At 41.5% G+C, this 18,433-nt stretch carries 16 protein-coding genes; 9 read left to right on the top strand and 7 right to left on the bottom strand.

Features of this window, described 5'->3' with window-relative positions; all coding sequences use genetic code 11:
- Positions 1-265: 265 nt before the first annotated feature.
- Positions 266-2,998: a glycoside hydrolase family 38 C-terminal domain-containing protein gene (locus tag KTO63_RS24895; protein ID WP_217794789.1), complete on the bottom strand. Its 2,733-nt coding sequence runs from the start codon at positions 2,996-2,998 to the stop codon at positions 266-268.
- Positions 2,999-3,362: 364 nt separating this feature from the next.
- Here KTO63_RS24895 and KTO63_RS24890 point away from each other — a divergent pair, with 364 nt between their 5' ends.
- Positions 3,363-3,560: a YqaE/Pmp3 family membrane protein gene (locus KTO63_RS24890; RefSeq protein ID WP_217794787.1), complete on the top strand. Its 198-nt coding sequence runs from the start codon at positions 3,363-3,365 to the stop codon at positions 3,558-3,560.
- A gap of 261 nt (positions 3,561-3,821) precedes the next feature.
- On the opposite strand, the gene KTO63_RS24885 is transcribed toward KTO63_RS24890, so the two are convergent.
- The 4 genes from KTO63_RS24885 to KTO63_RS24870 are packed head-to-tail and all read right to left on the bottom strand — an operon-like array spanning position 3,822 to position 7,006.
- Positions 3,822-4,598 (bottom strand): metallophosphoesterase family protein, encoded by a 777-nt coding sequence (locus KTO63_RS24885; protein WP_217794785.1) that lies wholly within the window; start codon positions 4,596-4,598, stop codon positions 3,822-3,824.
- Positions 4,599-4,651: 53 nt separating this feature from the next.
- Positions 4,652-5,743 (bottom strand): ACR3 family arsenite efflux transporter, encoded by a 1,092-nt coding sequence (gene arsB / locus KTO63_RS24880; protein ID WP_217794783.1) that lies wholly within the window; start codon positions 5,741-5,743, stop codon positions 4,652-4,654.
- Between the two features lie 30 nt (positions 5,744-5,773).
- Positions 5,774-6,616, bottom strand: coding sequence for an arsenite methyltransferase (locus KTO63_RS24875; protein ID WP_217794780.1), 843 nt, complete (start codon positions 6,614-6,616; stop codon positions 5,774-5,776).
- 57 nt (positions 6,617-6,673) lie between these two features.
- Positions 6,674-7,006: an ArsR/SmtB family transcription factor gene (locus KTO63_RS24870; protein ID WP_217794778.1), complete on the bottom strand. Its 333-nt coding sequence runs from the start codon at positions 7,004-7,006 to the stop codon at positions 6,674-6,676.
- Positions 7,007-7,238: 232 nt separating this feature from the next.
- On the opposite strand from KTO63_RS24870, the gene KTO63_RS24865 reads away from it, so the two are divergent.
- Genes KTO63_RS24865 through KTO63_RS24855 form a run of 3 tightly spaced genes read left to right on the top strand, consistent with a single transcriptional unit; the run spans position 7,239 to position 8,119 of the window.
- Entirely contained in the window at positions 7,239-7,517 is a 279-nt protein-coding gene (locus tag KTO63_RS24865; protein WP_217794777.1) for an RNA recognition motif domain-containing protein, read from the top strand.
- Between the two features lie 23 nt (positions 7,518-7,540).
- Positions 7,541-7,831 (top strand): hypothetical protein, encoded by a 291-nt coding sequence (locus tag KTO63_RS24860; RefSeq protein ID WP_217794775.1) that lies wholly within the window; start codon positions 7,541-7,543, stop codon positions 7,829-7,831.
- 51 nt (positions 7,832-7,882) lie between these two features.
- On the top strand, positions 7,883-8,119 hold the full coding sequence (locus KTO63_RS24855) for an RNA recognition motif domain-containing protein (protein ID WP_217794773.1): 237 nt from the start codon (positions 7,883-7,885) through the stop codon (positions 8,117-8,119).
- A 58-nt stretch (positions 8,120-8,177) separates the two neighbouring features.
- Here KTO63_RS24855 and KTO63_RS26410 read toward each other — a convergent pair whose 3' ends face one another.
- Positions 8,178-8,306: a hypothetical protein gene (locus KTO63_RS26410; RefSeq protein WP_262902028.1), complete on the bottom strand. Its 129-nt coding sequence runs from the start codon at positions 8,304-8,306 to the stop codon at positions 8,178-8,180.
- A 159-nt stretch (positions 8,307-8,465) separates the two neighbouring features.
- On the opposite strand from KTO63_RS26410, the gene KTO63_RS24850 reads away from it, so the two are divergent.
- The 5 genes from KTO63_RS24850 (at position 8,466) to KTO63_RS24830 (ending at position 13,265) form a co-directional block, all read left to right on the top strand.
- Complete coding sequence (locus KTO63_RS24850) at positions 8,466-9,404, top strand: lysophospholipid acyltransferase family protein (RefSeq protein ID WP_232373333.1); 939 nt, start codon at positions 8,466-8,468, stop codon at positions 9,402-9,404.
- On the top strand, positions 9,397-10,374 hold the full coding sequence (locus tag KTO63_RS24845) for a fatty acid desaturase family protein (RefSeq protein ID WP_217794771.1): 978 nt from the start codon (positions 9,397-9,399) through the stop codon (positions 10,372-10,374). The genes KTO63_RS24850 and KTO63_RS24845 overlap by 8 nt, the downstream gene beginning before the upstream one ends.
- Before the next feature lie 542 nt (positions 10,375-10,916).
- Positions 10,917-11,360, top strand: coding sequence for a cold shock domain-containing protein (locus tag KTO63_RS26485; protein WP_317195799.1), 444 nt, complete (start codon positions 10,917-10,919; stop codon positions 11,358-11,360).
- A 366-nt stretch (positions 11,361-11,726) separates the two neighbouring features.
- Positions 11,727-12,779 carry a fatty acid desaturase family protein gene (locus KTO63_RS24835; RefSeq protein WP_217794769.1) on the top strand — a complete coding sequence of 351 codons (1,053 nt, stop codon included), beginning with the start codon at positions 11,727-11,729 and terminating at the stop codon, positions 12,777-12,779.
- A gap of 222 nt (positions 12,780-13,001) precedes the next feature.
- Entirely contained in the window at positions 13,002-13,265 is a 264-nt protein-coding gene (locus KTO63_RS24830) for an RNA recognition motif domain-containing protein (RefSeq protein ID WP_317195798.1), read from the top strand.
- Between the two features lie 93 nt (positions 13,266-13,358).
- On the opposite strand, the gene KTO63_RS24825 is transcribed toward KTO63_RS24830, so the two are convergent.
- A complete protein-coding gene (locus KTO63_RS24825; protein ID WP_217794765.1) occupies positions 13,359-18,374 on the bottom strand; it encodes an FG-GAP-like repeat-containing protein in 5,016 nt (1,671 codons plus the stop codon).
- Positions 18,375-18,433: the final 59 nt, after the last annotated feature.

Below are 18,433 nucleotides of genomic sequence, written 5' to 3'. Positions count from 1 at the left end.
AATTAATAATTTGGCAAGATATTCATTCTAACATCCAACTGATTATCTAAATTTTGCCTTTTTACACCTGATTATTAACAAAACAATTGAAAATTGAAAATGGAAAGTTGAAAATGGACGCGGAGACTAAAACCTGGCAGATTTTTAGAAACCTGCCGGGTCCGCAGCCTTGGTTCGTGTCCTCACGAACCATTAGTTTCGGTTCGCGAAGACACTAACCGATGCGATCGTAATTCACAAATTTTCAATTTTCAACTTTCAATTTTCAATTTTTCAAAATGAATGTTCGGGGCTGGTTTGCACCAATTTCAAATTGAAAAGAATTGTTGGTGATGGCAATTCCTTTCTTATCCAACAACTCGCCGCGTAAATTACACAGGTACGCTTTTTTGAACGGCGTGTTCGCTGGCAATGTTGCTTTACACATTCCTGTAAGACCAGCTTCTTCCCAAAAACGAACGGTTGCTTCATTTCCTTTTTTGTTGAAAGATGTAACGATAATGCCTTTGCGATCCAATGCCAGCCCACTTTGCATATTGGGCAACTTCCCTTTTGTTTCATAATTGTATGCATACGAAAGCCACGAAGGTGCATAGAATGCCGCGCTTAACGGTGTGCGTGTTTCCTCGGCAGGCGTGATGAAGGTTGACTCGGCGTCATAGTTCTTGTAACTCCAAATGTAAAATTTGGCTGTATGCGAACCTTCTACCCATTCTGTAAAGTTGGTGCCCCAAACATTGTTATATAAGTTTGAAAACACGGTACTGGTTGACAGCGTTTTTGTGGGCGAAAATTTTCCAATGCCGGGCTCATCAATACTTACACCGGGTGTGTGCGGACAATTCAATCCGATGCCGCCGGCGTTATCGTACATTGCCATGGAAGTATTGAGAAAATAGAAATCGTGGTTAGTGTTCTTCACCAGGTCTCTTTGCGGGTCCACAATGCCACCTGTTCGCAACAACCTGTATTCGGGTTTGTTCAAAGCAAACGGGAAAGCGATCCAGCCAACTTCAGGTAAAGCCACGGGCTTCTTTCCGTCGAGTGCCATCGTAACTTCGATGTAGGGCTGGTTTTCATAAAGCGTATAGTTAACAATATAGCGCTGCGCGTTGCTATCACTTAGCTGGCACATGGCTGTTGCGCGGATCATGCTTTCATTTTTCAGCCACACAATCTTTTCACACTTCCCTTTGAAAGTAACCGTATATCGATTAAGTATCTCGCTGGGCAGCCTGATGAACTCTTGCTCTCCCCAATCCCTGGCGGCCGGTTTAATATAATCCTGGTTGTACTTTTTGATTTCCTCCTGCCCCAGCTGTTGGTATACATATTCGCCGAAGGCATATTTACTGTTTGCATCTACAAGCTCTCGATTGTTTTGCTTGTCAAAAACAGATTGCAAAGTGCCTGTCGCAGGGTTGATGGTTAATTTAAAAAATTTATTCTCCGCAACGTTTTGTTGTTCATTCGCCGTAAGCGTTGAAGCGATTGCAGCAGGATTGTTCACCACCACAAAGGTTTTGTATCCACCTGCGGGAATTTCGGTAGCATCGAAAGAAAGCAGGTTACGATCCTGGTACACTGGAATGATCTTCCCCGTTTCCAAATCTTTCAACGCTTTAATGGCAGCGACAGGATGAGCGGGGTTTTCATAATTGCTTTGAAACAATTTTACACGACCGCTTCGTGGCCAGGGGAGCGAGTTGTAAACCGTTACATGCGACGTGGTATCATTCACGGATTTCACCAACTCAAAAAGTAAATTTTCTTTTACGGGCCACACCAGCTTCTCCGCCTTTCTTGCATAGGCAGATTTTTCTTCCCATGATTTTTCTAGGAAATAATAATTGTCTTCGGATTTATTGATCTTGAATTCATCACCATATTTCCAAAACTGCTGACTGCCGTGCGACAGCGCTCCACCGAATGTATGCTCATCGAACAGCAGCATGTTTTCTGCTGCTTCATTTATATGCTGATCAACAGATACATTTTTGCCTTTCCATATATTCATGTGGGCATTGAGCTGCTGGGCAACATAGGTTTCTCTTTGAAAAGTCTTGTCGGTTTTCACATCTTCCGGCGCTGACATAAAACCGTGTATCCAGGTATCGGGCATGTCTCCTCTCACAACGGGCAGTTTGGGATTTTCTTTCATTAACAGATCATAGAAATCAGACATCCGGCCAATGTGTACACGTGCATTGGGCATCTTTTCTTTTGCCTCTTTTAGCAAGGCGGCCACTTCTTTAGGATCGGGCGCACCAGTGTTCTCATGCGTCATGATCATTGCCAGCCAGGTTTTGTACGGCCAATCTTTGGGCGGCAAAATGCCGGAGCCATAGTATTGTGACCAATAAAATGTTAGCAGCTTTGAACTGTCTGGTCCCTGCCACCAGAAAAGCGTTGGCACATCCGGTGAAATGGAGCCAGGGTTACAACCAATATGTAAAATATCAACCCCGGCGTTCTTCAGCAGGGTTGGGATGAACCATGAATGTTCCGGTACGTCGCTCAATTTTGCGTCACGTGCCGGCTTTAATCCATAGTGACGATTGATGCTGTCTGCAAACGACAAACTGCGGGTTAGGTTTTCCATGTCGCTTGCTTCTGTTTCCATGGTGAATGGTAATGCGTGTGGAATAATGCGCTTATCCCTGATGGCCTTTTCCAGCCTTAATTTATTTTGAGGGGTACAATGATCGAGCATGTATTGCAGCGGCCATGCGGGGATGGTCCATACAAATTGTTCTGCCTTGGGTAGTGATGCCGTCTGGTCAATAAATGAAAGCGTCCTTTCGAGCATTGGGCCCGAGTATTTCTGCAACACAGCCTCCGCCCAGTCTGTGTAACCTATGTCCACGTGCATTTTAAAAGCCACAACAATATCCGTAACGTTTTTATTTTCTGATCCTTTGCCGGCATCTGTGGCGCTGATCTGCGCCTGCAACAAAGCGGGAAACAACAGCAGGCAGGCAATTGTAAATCTTTTCATTATGGCGATGAGTTTTGAGTAATGAGTTATGAGTTGCTCATTTCGAAGGAACAAAGCTATTGGGATTGTGTTCGATTTTCCAACAAGTCAATTATCGAGTATCTCCATTATTTTAACAGGTTTTGGGCTTCGACAAGCTCAGCCTGACACGTCGCTCGTGCTGTCAGGCTGAGCTTGTCGAAACCCGTCCCGCAAATAAACGGCATCGCATAGAAAATCACCAATGCACAGATACGCACTGCTTTGAACTATGTTGCATACCTTCTCCGGTTCTAAATCTCATAAAATGTTTTTTTCGTAAATTGCACTTCCCTAAAAAAACTTATTAAAGTAACTACTTTCTATTCCCTTAAAAACAATTGACATGACCTTAATAGCAATTTTCTTTCCCTTTCTTTCTTTTCTTCTTCGCGGCAGAATATTGACAGGAATACTTTGTTTGATTTTGCAAATTACTTTGATAGGCTGGATTCCGGCCGCCATCTGGGCCGTTATTTCGTTGCAAAATGCAAGAGCTGATCGTCGAAATCACCAGTTAATTAAGGCTATGAAAAACAGGTAACAACACACACTGAATATTCTGGAACTCATTTGTGATAGAATACTTAAAAGGCCCGTAATATTTTGAAACTGTCCGAAAATGTCTTTGTCAAAACAAAATTTGAATCAATTTTTCTATTTGATTGTTGCTGTTGCGCAAAAGCCAGATTTCCTGAAGGCAGGATGAGAAAAATAATTACGTGCTTCATCATTGCACGTTAAAATACAAAAAAAGAGCAGCCTGCAAAGAGTCTGCTCTTTTTTAAGAACAGTGAAGTTATAGCTAACGTGCAATTCTTAAACTTTCTGCATAAGCATTGGGCAACGGGCTATCTTCTACTGCTTTGGCAGCCTTCTCTATATCGTATTCAAAACGTACAAACTCCACCCGTATATTGTCCGTGTTTTTTGTGCTCGGATTTTCACCGATATGCAACAAAACATAACCACCGCGCGGATCACCATCTTTGGGTTTGCCGACTGAACCAATATTGATAGCATGACGATAGTGCGGCTGCGCTGAATCAGGTTGGCCTGGCAATATGCGATGATAAGGCTTGTGCGTATGACCGAAGCACATAATATCTGCATCACTTTCTTCCATAATGCGTAGAAGACTTTTTTCTTCTCTGTCTTCGAATAAGTATTCGTTATTGCGGCGAGGGCTGCCATGAACTAGTAGCAGGTTAAGCTTATCATTGTTGAGTTGAAATTCGACCTTGATGTGGGCGGGCAATGTTCTCAGGTATTGGCGCTCATCATCTTTAACGATGGAATTGGTATAGGAAATCGAAACGGCACCATTTGCCTTTTCATCATCTGTTTTATAGGCACAACCACATTCATCGCTTGTGCGACCTATGCCAAAATCATAATTACCCGCAATGGTAGGAATGCCGCGTTTGCGTATCTCGTTGATCACTTCATTGGGCCAGATATTGTAACCCACCAGGTCACCCAAACAATAGATCGCATCTGGCTTACGCATTTCTATGTCTTTAAAGAAAGCCTCAAGAGCAGGCAGGTTGGCGTGAATATCACTGAATAGTGCAATTTTCATATAAGAATGTTGATTTTGTAAATCGATTGAAAATGTTATGGTTTATGCTATGATCATGGCTGCGCTTTTACAGTAGCTGAAGCGTCAACTTCGTTGCTATACCAGCGCTTGCGCAGCCAGAACGCAACGTTTACAAGTGCGATAAGCGCAGGCACTTCTACCAAAGGCCCAATCACTCCCACAAATGCCTGACCAGAATTAATGCCAAACACACCAATGGCCACAGCAATCGCCAATTCAAAATTGTTGCCCGCAGCAGTGAATGCAATGGATGCATTTTTGCTATAGTCTGCTCCCAGTGATTTGCCCAACAGGAAGCTCACAAGGAACATGATTACAAAATAGATAGCCAAAGGAATAGCAATGCGCACAACATCCATTGGTATATGTACAATAAGCTCCCCTTTCAGACTAAACATTACCACTATCGTAAAAAGCAGTGCGATTAAAGTGATGGGAGAAATAACAGGCACAAATTTCTCATTGAACCATTGTTCTCCTTTGATGCGAATGAGAACGTAGCGACTAATTAAGCCGGCAGCGAATGGAATGCCTAAGTAGATGCCGACGCTGCGTGCAATTTCACCAATGGAAACCGACACTACAATGCCTTTCATGCCAAGAAGGCCAGGTAGCCAGGTGAGAAAAATATAAGCATACACACTATAAAGTAACACTTGAAAAATGCTGTTGAGTGCCACCAGTCCGGCAGCATATTCACGGTTGCCTTCTGCAAGTTCGTTCCAAACGATTACCATTGCAATGCACCTTGCAAGACCGATCAAAATAAGGCCAGTCATATAAGCCGGATGATCTTGCAGGAAAAGAACAGCAAGGGCAAACATTAACAAGGGTCCGATTACCCAATTAAGCAAAAGCGATACGGAAAGGATTTTTATGTTACGAAACACTTTGCCCATTTGTTCGTAGCGAACCTTAGCAAGCGGTGGGTACATCATCAGGATCAAACCAACAGCCAGCGGCACATTGGTAGTTCCGGTAGAAAATGAATTGATGAACCCGGCCGATGAAGGAATGAAATAACCAATAGCAACGCCGCATGCCATTGCCAGAAATATCCATAGGGTCAGATAACGATCGAGGAAGCTAAGACGCCTGCGCTGCGTGGGATTGCAGTTTTGCATGTTTGCTAATAGTTTTGTTTATGTGATTGGTTAGGAGCAACAGCCGGGTGCACAGCAAGCCTCTGCCTGCAGTTTTTCTGCATATACGGTGATGCTGTAAATGCCACTGTCGCCATTACGGAAAGCACTGATTTCTTCGGCAGACAAATAATTGCTCAGAATATCATCAGGAATATGGATGATTTTTTCCTTTTGAATGGTCATGTTTTTAAAGCCGTTGCTGCTGATCAGCTCCAGGTACACTTGTTTTTGAATGGCTCCAGATACGCATCCGGCATACATTTCCGCGGCCTGTCGCAACTTGTCCGGCAGGTTGCCTTCCAACACGATATCAGAAATGCTGAAGTGACCACCTGTTTTTAGCACGCGGTATATCTCTTTTATCACTCCATCCTTGTTGGGCACAAGATTCAATACACAATTGCTTACCACTACATCAGCAATCCCTCCACCTACCGGCATTTTTTCTATATCTCCCTGGCGAAACTCAACGTTGTTGTATCCTAGTTTATCTGCATTGGCCCTTGCGAGGTCGATCATGGCTGGAGTAAAATCGATACCGATTACTTTACCACTATCGCCAACTTCTTTACGCGCCACAAAGCAATCGTTGCCAGCGCCAGAACCAAGATCAATCACCGTGTAGCCCGGTTGGATTTTAGCAAACTGAGTCGGAAGCCCACAACCTAATCCTAAGTCTGCGTCAGGGTTATACCCTTCGAGCGTGCTGTAATCATCGCTCATTATATTGTACATTTCGGTGGAACAACAACCGGAACCACAACAGGAAGACTGGTTTGTTTCTTTATCCTGAAGTGCGATCTCGCTGTATTTCTGTTTTACCAGGTCTTTAATTTCTTTGTCTGTTTGCATAGCTGCATGAAATTAATCGTATGATTGCAATATTGCGATAATTGAAAGCAAAAAAAATCAACAGCAACTGCTGCCGTTATTTTTTACTTCCTTGAAAAACATATTAAACACCGTGTTATACTGTTTCCAAACTTTTGGATCGATACAATAGCATACCGATGCTCCTTCAATGGAACCCTGAATAATGCCTGCGTTTTTTAACTCTTTCAAATGTTGAGAGGTGGTTGCCTGGGCAAGTCCCAATTCTTCCACCAAATCACCTGTAATACAAGCATTCTTCTTGATCAGGTGCTGCAAAATAGCAATGCGTGCCGGGTGGGCAATTGCTTTGGCCATGTTTGCCAGCTCGTTCTGCTGTCGGGTGAATAAATCTGATTTCGTAATTCCCATATCGCAATATTACGATAATATTTAAAATCGAAAAAAATATTTGAATAAGATTTTCGAACTCTAATTCCCACTGGTACTGTTTGTTAAAATATAATAAATACTCCATTGTTGATTTAATTGCCTACCTTCACCAGGATACTTTGAGTCATATCGCACTTGTAAACTCTCTCCCCTCTCTTTTTACATCCGCCATTTTTCTCAAATTTTTTCTATTTAATAATTTATTATCATCATGAATATGTATGTATCTAACCTGGGCTTTAGCTTGCAGGATGAAGATCTAAGAAAACTTTTTGCAGATTACGGAGATGTCTCTTCAGCAAAAATTATTGTGGACAAATTCACCAATAAAAGCAGAGGCTTTGGATTTGTTGAAATGACAGACAACCATGCTGCGCAAACAGCCATTAAGGAAGTCAATGGAAAAATGGTCGACGGTCGTCCTATTAAAGTGTCTGAAGCAAGACCAAGAGATGAAAATAGCAGTAACGGCTACAGCAAGCGCTGGTAGTGGTTAGCCAATGATTTTAAAAGATGACTACAATATTCTCAAAAGAACATTTACGAAAGAGGCACTACGATTGGTCTGATGGCAGGAATCATTCTATGCAAAACAATGAACCTGACCGGAGGACCTTTGATCGATTCAATGGTTTTCAGGTTCTTTTCATTATCAATTATTTTGGTAAATCACTCGGCAAACAGAATATTGCCGTCGGACTAAAAGTGGAAGAGCTTATTTCAGCTCAATTGCCCCCGGATGTTAAAAGTGAATTGTCTGTTTTTCACTGGTTGCGCGGCGTTTATTTATTTTATGGTAATTGATCTGAATTATAAAAAATCGGATTGTAAGAATATCACCATTTAAAAAAATATATGAACATTCAGGTGTTTAATCTTAGCGTCAATACCGCGGATCGCGATCTGCGTAAGTTGTTTTCTGCTTTTGGAATGGTAACATCCGCAGAAGTGGTAAGAGATAAATGGAACGGTCGTTCAAACTGCAACGCAATGATTGAAATGCCGGTTGATAAAGAAGCCCGGCAGGCCATTGCATCGCTTCATGAAATAATTGTGGACGGCAAAAAAATATCGGTCAGTGCTAAATGGTAAGTTTCAACACTGCCTATTATAGAAAATAGGCGATAATATTATCCATCGAAGTATATTCCTACCTCAGAAAAAACAGTCGAAGCAAATCTTGTTCGCTTCCTGGCAATAACATATTATCTCCCAAAGAATCATCCAGCTCATTTCTTTTACCTTTCAGGCAGTCGTCAAGGGAGAATAATGGTATCATATTTAACAAATTAAAATACCTGTCAAACGAACAATAAACCTATCTTTAAGCCGTTCTAGCGGTTTGGTTTTTTTACTATTAACCTTGCCTTGAGTTTTATTTAATCGATAGTAGCAATAGTCTCACACACTATTTTTATTTTATCCCAACTGGTTAGTTTTGAAATTTAAAAAATTGCTTTCAGCAATTGGGTTTTACGTTGTATGCCCAATATTTTATGGGCTTTCTCTGTTACCCTTCAGGTTGCTGTATGCACTCTCGGACCTCGTGTACGTTGTACTGTTCCATCTCATACGCTATCGTAGAAAAATAGTATTGCAGAATTTGCGCAATGCATTCCCCGAAAAATCTACCGCAGAAATCAATAGTATTTGCAAAGACTTTTACAGCTATTTATGCGATCTGTTTCTTGAAACATTTAAAACACTGACCATTTCACCAGATGCAATGATCAGGCATTGTAAATTTTCAGAGGAAACGAAAGCCATATTCAACGATATCAATAAGGAAGGTAAAAGCGCCATCCTGGTATTGGGGCATCTTGGCAACTGGGAATGGGCAGGCAACACATTCAGCCTGGTATGCAACCAGCAACTGTATGTTATCTATCATCCATTGGCCAACAAGCACTTTAACGACCTGATGTACAAGATGCGTACGCGTTTTGGAACCAAACTCATAGCTATGAACGATACTTTCCGCGCTATGGTTGCCCTTTCTAAGGAAGTAAATGTGACGGCGTTTATTGCAGACCAAACTCCACAACCTGAACATGGTTACTGGACAGATTTTTTAAACCAGGACACGCCGGTTTTCTGGGGCACGGAGAAGATCGCAAAAAAATTAAACTACCCGGTTGTATACATTCACGTAAAAAGAATCAGCAGAGGATATTATGAAGTAGAGGCCGAAATACTGGTGAGTGATCCAAAATCAACGTCAAGTGGAGAAATTTCTACCCTGCATACAAAAAGACTGGAAAAAGATATTATAGCTGACCCTACAACTTGGTTGTGGTCACACAGAAGATGGAAACACAAACGCCCTGCGGCTCAAACAGAAAATAATTCAATTATCCCAAAATCAGAACATGCGTAAAGGTAAAGAACTGATTCTTGCCACCAAGCCATTTGCGAAGGAAAACCGAAGCCAGAGCTGGTTATATACAATATCCACCTTGTGTTTCTTGGTAAGTGCCATTGTAGCAATTTATGTAGTACAACCACTATTGTTGAAAGCATTTTTTAGTGTGCTGTCCGGCCTGCTAATGGTGCGTTTCTTTGTGATCTATCATGATTACCAGCACCATACCATTCTTACCAAATCGCCGGTAGCAAGTGTTCTCATGACAATTTTTGGCCTCTATATCCTTGCACCTGAAAACATATGGAAGCGTTCTCACGACTATCACCATGCGAACAATTCAAAATTATTTACAACCAGTATCGGCTCCTTTCCAATTGTAACAAAAGATAAATTTGAAAGCTTGTCGCGCAGGCAAAAAGCGGGTTATCTTTTTATCCGCCATCCATTAACCATCCTAATGGGTTATGTAAGCATGTTCATGCTGGGTATGTGTATCAAATCATTCCTGAGCTGTCCACGCCGTCATATCGATTCATTACTTGCATTGATCATCCATTTTGCTGCATCTGTCGCAATAGTGTTCTATTTAGGTTGGGCCGCATGGTTATTTGGCATGTTATTGCCATTTATCATTGCCCATGCATTTGGCGCTTACCTATTTTATGCCCAGCATAATTTCCCTACTGTATTTTTTAATGACAAAGAAGGCTGGACCTATGAATGTGCAGCGCTGGAGTCGTCAAGCTTTATGCAAATGAACGTAGTGATGCGCTGGTTTACCGCTAATATCGGCTACCACCACATTCATCACCTGAATGCTAAAATTCCTTTTTATCGCCTGCCGGAGGTAATGAAGGCTTTCCCTGAATTGCAACACGCCAAGCGCACTTCATTAAAACTAAAAGACATTTACGCATGCCTTCAGCTCAAAGTATGGGACGTAAAAAATAAGCAGATGATTGGATTGCGTGCTTTGAGGTAACAATAAACTACATTTTTTAAAGATATGGTACAGGCGCAAATTATACACATTTGCGCCTTTGTGCTGTTCAAAAATACTCGCCGATTGTCCGTTAATTTTCGTACCTTTACAGGGACATTTTGAGTTCTATCGCTCTTGTAAACAATCTTTTCTCCTCTTACATCCGCCATTTTTCTCAAATATTTCTTATTTTAAATACGTTATCGTGGTTATGTGTGTGCGGAACCGAGGATTTTGTATGCAAAAACTCATGATATAGTACATCAGATTATTTACATGGATATAGAAAGAATTGAGCGTTGTATTAAATCAAGTATTCTTGAGAATAGAACTATAAATATCCGATTTAAAGGTCGGTCACCGATGACGGGGCTATTTATTCACGGAGACGACTACGATGCACTTAAATCGAAAAATTTCTGGCGCATAGTGCCTGTTTCGGCGCTTCAACAGTGGTCAGAAAACAATGATATAGGTCTGGCAAGAATATTTAACGGTACCTCGTTTATCTCACTTTCACAAAACAAAAATTTAAATTAATTATGGCAACAAGCTGGAATAAAAAAGAAAGAGAAAATAAAAAACGAAACGAACGCAAAAAAAAGGACGAAAAAAGACAAGAACGCAAAGAAAATTCTGACAAGGGAAAAAGTCTCGATGATATGATGGCTTACCTTGACGAAAACGGAAATCTTACTTCTGTACCGCCGGGAAATGTCAAAAGACAAGAAATCTCTTTGGAAGATATTCAGATTGGTGTGCCGAAAAAGAGAGAACTAACAGCGGAAGAATTGATACACAAAGGCCTTATCACTTATTTTAACGATGGAAAAGGATTTGGCTTTATTGAAGACAGTTCAAACAACCAACGTGTGTTTGTGCATCAATCGTCTTCAAATTTCCCTTTACGCGAAGGATTAATGGTAAAATTTGAAATAGAAAAAGGACCAAAGGGATATACTGCAGTAAATGTTTCAAAGGCCTGATATTACCTGCCTCCGCTCCTATCTACGATAGACAATAATACTCATTGATTTAACTGGAAATCCCAGTTAAATTCACCCCACTTGAGCGTGTTTGATCAATGGCCAAGTGGGATTTGCATATCCGGACTTTCACAACCCGTTGTGACGCAGACTGACTGAAATGACCTACCTTCAGCACGTGAATGTAAGTTCTTCATCATCCAGTCTTGATCAGCCTTAATTTATTACACGCTTCACACGGTAAAAATTTCTCCTCCTCTTTACTATTGTTGTAGTCCTTCTGTCACTTTCTCGAATTATTTATCATTATGTAATGCACATGCCTGCTTTACAGGAATGAATTGTTCAAATTAGATAAAGCGCCAAATGAAATTATTACTCCATCTAACAGATCCTGTCTATGATGATGCCTATCGGGCAAACAATTATGACAGATTGTGGCTCAAATTCATGAAAGACAAGCGGGACCTGCCTTTTATTCACCTGTTAACAATAATACATCTTACAGTTGTACCAATTGCTGTTCTTTTGTTCACCAACATATTGCATGGCTGGCTGTGGTGGCTGGTTGCTATCGGCTACTTTTACTTATCGCAGCTTTATTTTAAAGGGCGGTTCGGATTAATGTTCCATTGTTTATGCCATCGCAAAACATTCAAATCGCCCTATCAATCGAAGTTTCTTTTTTATGTTACATGGATCGTATGTCCGCTTTTTGGTCACGCTCCAGAGGGCTATTTCAGCCATCATATGGGAATGCACCACGTAGAAAACAATACAGAAGAAGACTCAAGCAGTACCATGTTTTATCAACGCGACAGCTTCAAAAGTTTTGTAACCTATTTTGTTCATTTTATCCTTTTAGGATTCAAAGAAACATATGAATACCTCCATCGTCGCAAAAGAAAAACATTATACACAAGATTTACTTTAGGAGAATGGCTGTATATCTTATTCTGCATTGTTATGTGCTTTGTAAATCTTAAAGCAACATTGATTGTTTTTGCGATCCCGCTTTTGTTTGCACGATTTGTAATGATGCTGGGTAATTGGACGCAACATTCGTTTATCGACAGATCGCACCCGGATGACATTTTCACCAATTCTATCAATTGCATAAATACAAAATACAACCATGTATGCTGGAACGATGGCTACCACATTATCCATCACCTTCGCCCCGGTATGCACTACACTGAAATGCCGCAGGAGTTTTGGAACCGAAAAGATGAATTTGCAAGAAAGAAAGCAATCATATTCGATGGCATCAATTACTTACAGGTATTCTTTTATCTCATGACCAAGCGATATCAAAAACTGGCTGACAACCTGGTAAATATCAACGGTACATTTGACTCACGGGAACAGGTAATTGAATTGCTTCGTGAAAGGACAAAAAGATGCACATCCCCGCTTTAAAGCAATTAGGATAATCAGAAATACTTAACCAAAGTTTCCAGATATTAGAAAATACCGGCAGAAAAAGTTTATCTTCATTGAGTGAATATAAGTTCTTCATCATTCAGTCTTGATCAGTTTTAATTTTTACACACTTCGTCTTGTAACAATTTATCCTCCTCTCTACTCTTGCTGCAGTCCTTTTGTCACTCATTTCGTTAAATTAAATATTGTATTATGAACATGTATGTATCGAATTTGGACTTTCAGGTAAAGGAAGAGGATCTCAGACAACTTTTTGCTCAGTTTGGAGAAGTAACTTCTGTTAAAGTGATCAAAGACCGCGAAACTGGTCGCAGTCGTGGATTTGGATTTGTGGAAATGAGTTCGGACGAAGCCGCCAATAACGCCATAACTTCTTTAAATAACAAAGAGCTGTCAGGTAGAGCTATATCTGTGAGCCAGGCAAAAGAAAGAGAAGATCGTCCAAGACGCAGCCTTTGGTAGTCTGCTATTGAACTTTACATAAAATGCATTAAAAAAAGAAGCATCCTGTGAAACCATTCACGGGATGCTTCTTTTTTTTTAACCCTATGCCATCTACAGCTTCATGAACCTCAGGCGTGTTGTTTCACCGTTGGCTTTTCTTATAATGGCTACGTATATTCCAGGTGTTAACTTGTCAACATAAATAACAATTTTTCTCTGCTGACTTATGTTTTGCACAAGTCCTGTCAGGTTCCCCGAAGCACTTCTTATTTCAACTGTTGTCCATTCATCTGCTATTTCTAATCCGTCAATTGTAAGTTTGTCATTAACAGGATTAGGATACAATTTTATGTTGCCGTTTGCCGAATCTCTTTCGTTGACAACAAATGTCAGCTCGTTGCTTATTGCTGATAACATTTGCGTTCCACAAATCGGTTTACAAGTCAATATGCATCTTATTTTATCTCCCGTAGCTTGAGGCTGATAACCAATTGAAGCGCCGGCACCATTCGAAATTTCGAGCCATGAATGATTGTCAGTGCTGTCTTGCCACTGGTAAGTGTATGATTGCCCTTCGTTTGTTATTGAGGTTGATATGTTGGTCAGTGTTCCCTTTGTTACAACAGCATTACCGCGGATAACTATCTGTGGTGGCTGCGGCGCGTTAACCGTCATGCTGATTGTATTACTGTTTGCAACAGTATCTTTCGTTAAACATTTACCTGAAGCAACTTTTAAAGTTACACTAACAACGTCGCCGTTTTGAATAGTGTTGCTGGTAAACGTGCGGCTGTTGGTGCCTGCATTTACTCCATTTACTTTCCATTGATAAGATGGAGACGGCCCTTCATTTGTTGCAGTGGCAGTAAACGTAACAGCCTGATCCTTGCATATCGGATTTGATGATGCTGCAATTGATACAACTGGAGTAACAATGGGACTGACTGTCATTGCAACAATATTGCTCTCCGCAGACGCCGGTGTAGCGCAAACTGCGCTACTGGTCAGTATTACTTTTACCAGATCATTTTGTTTAAGGTTGGAAGATGCAAAACTTGTATTGTTTGCACCCGTTGCAACTCCATTTACCATCCATTGAAAACTACCGGTTGCTCCACCGTTGGTGGCCGTTGCGTTGAATGTTACATTTTCACCCTGGCAAATATCTGCCGCAGATGCAGTGATGTTCACAGATGGAGTAACACTCGGAACAATGTTCATTACCAGTATATTACTAACAGCAGTGTCTACCGCTATGCATTCCATGTTGCTTTTCATGCGCACCTGAACGCGATCATTGTTCTTTAAAAAGTTGGGATAAAAAAAATCCTGATTGCCTATCGTTACCTGCTCGCGAAAGTACCAGTAGTAAACCGGATTTGAACCAGCGTTGAAAGTTTTGGCGCGTATTAGCACATTTGCACCTTCGCAAGCAGTATCGGACGGCATTGAAATAGAGATGGTCGGATTGTCATTTCCGGTAACGCTCATAGTTATTGCATTACTTATAACGGGAGCAGATATTCCGCATTGGTAATTGACAGGCGTGAGACGAACTTTTACTACGTCACCATTTTTAAGATCTGCAGTCTTAAATAAGCTGCTGTCTTTGCCAGCATTAATGTCATTTACCAGCCACTGATAAATTGGACGGTCACCTCCGTTATAGGGCACTGCAGTAAACAAAGTGGAGTCAGTTTTACATACAGATGTTTTGGGTGTACCTATAACAACGTACGCCCCGCTACTTGTAAACACTCGTACGGAAATGGTATTGCTGAGTGCAAATGTAGAACCCGGGCAAACGTTGCCTGTAGATAGTTGCAGCTTCACGCTCGCATAATCTGTGAGTTTATTTGTTTTAAAAGTGCTAGAATCGCTAGTCTCTGCAATTGCTCCATCAACGAGCCAGGTGTATACCGGATTGTTTCCCGCGTTTGTTGCGGTGGCGTTGAATGTCATTTGAGCGCCTGAACAAACCGAATTAGCATTGCTTGAAATCGCCACTGTCGGAGCAGCTGCGGGCAAATTTATTTTTACCACAAATATGCAGGAAGCGCGGCCGTCAACAATGCAGCGAAACTTCCTTCCGTTCCATTCCGCGGGCACATTATACAATGGCAATTGTTGCGACTTCGCACCAAAAAATGGATCTTTATCCTGAATATCGGTAAATGTACCGGTGCTGTCTACCTGCCATTGATAGCTGGTTCCGGTTAGGTCAGCAGTAATATTCGTTGTTCCTTTCGCGCAAACATTTACGTCCACCGGTTTCCCCACTTTGTTCTTTAGAAGGTACAGCTTCTTAGCATCACAAATGGCAAGATCGTTTCTTCCATCAAGATCAAAATCGGCACTGTTTGTAAAATATGCTCCCAGACCAGACAAAACGACTGGCGCATCGTTTGCCATTGCGCCTGCTGTTGAAAAATTCTGGATGATGTATGTTTTAGATCCCCCGTTAACAATATCCGGCAATGCATCACCATTAAGGTTATCGATAGAACCGCCCTGGCCCTGCCCGACATTGCCAATGTTTATTTTTTTAACGGCCTCAAAAGAAATATTGCCCGGCGTGCTGATGTTCCTGAGAATATAACCAGAGCCTATATTCTCCACCACAATATCCAATTTGTTATCTCCATCTGCATCATACATGAAAAGAGCGCGCCCCATGGATTTATAATCTCCGATGGTAATATCCTGTTTAAACGCAAAAGAAATATTTCCCCTCACACTTTTATTTTCATAAATGGTCAAATAGCTTTGGGTGAGCCCTATACCATTGGTCAACGCAACGATATCCTTCTTGCCGTCGCCGTCCAGGTCACCCACGGCTACATCACGCGTACCACCATTCGTACCGTACTGGGTAAGCGGAGTAAAAGAAATATAACCGGGTGTGCTCGTGTTTCCAGCCACGTAAACAGATTTTGCCTGGTCACAGGCAACAACCATATCAGGCCGTCCGTCATTATCCAGGTCGTCCATTCTTACTTGTTGGGAGCCACCACCTGTGGTTATCTCCATCACACTGTCAAACTTTATCAAACCAGGCGAACTCAAATTTTGAAAAGCATGTACATAAGCATTGTTTGTTGCACCAATAATATCCGGTTTGCCATCTCCGTCGATATCACACACCTCCATCATCCCTCCACCTAAGCCCCAAAGCATTCCAATGTTTTGCCTCGCACCGAAATAAAATTTATCCCCTCCGGATACATTACGCCATACACACACAGAATCAGCACCTACAGTATTAATACAAGCAATCAAATCTGGTTTGCCATCGCCGTCAAGGTCATGCCCAAGCACGTCCTTTGGCCACGGATCAATTGCATTCACTTTGATTTCAACCTGGCCGGTGAAAGAGTTTCCCGTGACCATGCCGCTGTCGGGAAAAGTAACGTTAAACGGTTTCAATGACCTGCCTGAAAGTCCAGATGCCTTATCCAAAACAATTACAGGTTGAAAGTTTGCTCCTATGGGAACCTTACAGGTTATGCTGGTTGATGTCGCCGATAATACGTTTGCTTTAGTGGCACCAAACTGAATAATGTTATTTTGAGCAGTTGGATTGAAATAATTGCCGTTTATAGTTACCAGTGTTCCTACCGGGCCCGAAGCGGGAGTTATGGACGTGATAACAGGTGCTGCATTAGAAGGCGGCTCGGTGTACCTGAAGCCATTTGTAGGAAAAACACCGAACAGACATTTTAATGATACAGCACCACTTGCGCCGTCGCCTACAACAGCTGTAATTACATTCGGAGAAAGCATTTTAAAACTTGTTGCATCTACTCCACCAAAGCTAACGCCGATAACATTTTGAAAATTGCTCCCCTGAATTGTAACCATTGTTCCTTTACTGCCAACAGCAGGTGCAAAGGATGATACTACAGGAAATTTAGGAACCGGGAAATATGGGTATTGCGTTAACGTGTCAGCATACATTCCATCTGATACAACAAGCATAATTGTGTCACGACCTACAGTAACATCGTGTGAATAGGAATCGTTAAAACCAGTGCCGACCATAATACCATTCACAATCCATTTATAGTTGTAGCCCGTACGTGAATAGTTGAGCAGGCTAACTTTAGATGTTGACATTACTCCGGTGGTGTCAATTTTAAAATACGCCTTAGGCAAAGGAGTTCCTCCGGCGTTGGTGCTCATTTCTAAAAGCCCTGATGTACCTCCCGCCCAAAACTGCGTTGCAGACAAACTTTGGAAATCATTAAAAAGATCTTCAGAGTTGTAATCATTTTGCAATGGCTCCCAAATAACGCCGCTATTAAGCGTCTTATACACCGTCGCTGATGCTGGATAAAGAGCGTAACCGGTATTCTCGTCAACAAATTTCATTTTTGTCGCATAGAATTTTGTTGCCACGGGATCATTCAGCAAGATCCAATTAGTTCCTGCATCCGTTGTTTTGTAAATGTTCCTGGCACCATCGGTATTGGACATATTTACCCATCCGATGTTTTGTGAAATAAAATCTATACAGCCGATGCGGCCCTCTTTAATTGAAGGCAAGGTAATTTTTTGCCATGAAGTGCCTCCGTTTACTGACTGTAGCAATTGCTCCTGTGTACTTAAGTAGCTAACAAATATGCAGCTGTTGCTGGTAGCAAAAAGGCGGTTGTAATAACTCCCGGGGTAATCTCTTTGAATGAACCAACTCGCCCCCCTGTTGGTTGTTTTTAGAACGTATAGTTTATGAATAGCATACCCAACATCGCCATTATCGGGAAACACCATCTCTGTTACACTATTTGTAAGATTGTAACTCATCGGTTGATGATAAACGAGTTTGAAGGTATTGCCTCCGTCGGACGAAGAAAGTATGGAAGGTTCTTCGCCATAATCGCCATACACTAAAATGTTGTTTTTATCAAAGGCTTTAATGCCGTTAATATAAAAACCAAAAAGAATCCCAACGGTGTAATTATTGAAATCTACATTGTTGAGCGTTATCTTCTTTTTGATAAATGTTTTCCCACTATCAGCAGTGTAACCTATATCTTTAGCAAAGGCGACAAAGCCTTCAGACGGAGAAAAGAAACTGATCTTTCTTATATCATTGGCCGGGTCAGATTCGATATGAATCTTTCGCATTTGCCCGACAACAGATTGAATATTTAAGAGGAAGATTGCTACAAGCGCAAACAGAAGTA

The organism is Pinibacter aurantiacus (assembly GCF_019130065.1).
GTDB classification, from domain to species: Bacteria; Bacteroidota; Bacteroidia; order Chitinophagales; family Chitinophagaceae; genus Pinibacter; species Pinibacter aurantiacus.
Note: the sequence above shows the minus strand (reverse complement) of the source record. Positions and strands in the feature narration are given on the sequence as shown.

Excerpts from the sequence above, each read along its gene's own strand:
- KTO63_RS24895 (WP_217794789.1), bottom strand. The coding sequence starts at position 2,998 with ATGAAAAGATTTACAATTGCCTGCCTGCTGTTGTTTCCCGCTTTGTTG.
- KTO63_RS24885 (WP_217794785.1), bottom strand. The coding sequence starts at position 4,598 with ATGAAAATTGCACTATTCAGTGATATTCACGCCAACCTGCCTGCTCTT.
- arsB (WP_217794783.1), bottom strand. The coding sequence starts at position 5,743 with ATGCAAAACTGCAATCCCACGCAGCGCAGGCGTCTTAGCTTCCTCGAT.
- KTO63_RS24845 (WP_217794771.1), top strand. The coding sequence starts at position 9,397 with ATGCGTAAAGGTAAAGAACTGATTCTTGCCACCAAGCCATTTGCGAAG.
- KTO63_RS24825 (WP_217794765.1), bottom strand. The coding sequence starts at position 18,374 with ATGCGAAAGATTCATATCGAATCTGACCCGGCCAATGATATAAGAAAG.
- KTO63_RS24890 (WP_217794787.1), top strand. The coding sequence starts at position 3,363 with ATGACCTTAATAGCAATTTTCTTTCCCTTTCTTTCTTTTCTTCTTCGC.
- KTO63_RS24855 (WP_217794773.1), top strand. The coding sequence starts at position 7,883 with ATGAACATTCAGGTGTTTAATCTTAGCGTCAATACCGCGGATCGCGAT.
- KTO63_RS26410 (WP_262902028.1), bottom strand. The coding sequence starts at position 8,306 with ATGATACCATTATTCTCCCTTGACGACTGCCTGAAAGGTAAAAGAAAT.
- KTO63_RS24865 (WP_217794777.1), top strand. The coding sequence starts at position 7,239 with ATGAATATGTATGTATCTAACCTGGGCTTTAGCTTGCAGGATGAAGAT.
- KTO63_RS24835 (WP_217794769.1), top strand. The coding sequence starts at position 11,727 with ATGAAATTATTACTCCATCTAACAGATCCTGTCTATGATGATGCCTAT.
- KTO63_RS24870 (WP_217794778.1), bottom strand. The coding sequence starts at position 7,006 with ATGGGAATTACGAAATCAGATTTATTCACCCGACAGCAGAACGAGCTG.
- KTO63_RS24830 (WP_317195798.1), top strand. The coding sequence starts at position 13,002 with ATGTATGTATCGAATTTGGACTTTCAGGTAAAGGAAGAGGATCTCAGA.
- KTO63_RS24875 (WP_217794780.1), bottom strand. The coding sequence starts at position 6,616 with ATGCAAACAGACAAAGAAATTAAAGACCTGGTAAAACAGAAATACAGC.
- KTO63_RS26485 (WP_317195799.1), top strand. The coding sequence starts at position 10,917 with ATGGCAACAAGCTGGAATAAAAAAGAAAGAGAAAATAAAAAACGAAAC.
- KTO63_RS24860 (WP_217794775.1), top strand. The coding sequence starts at position 7,541 with ATGACTACAATATTCTCAAAAGAACATTTACGAAAGAGGCACTACGAT.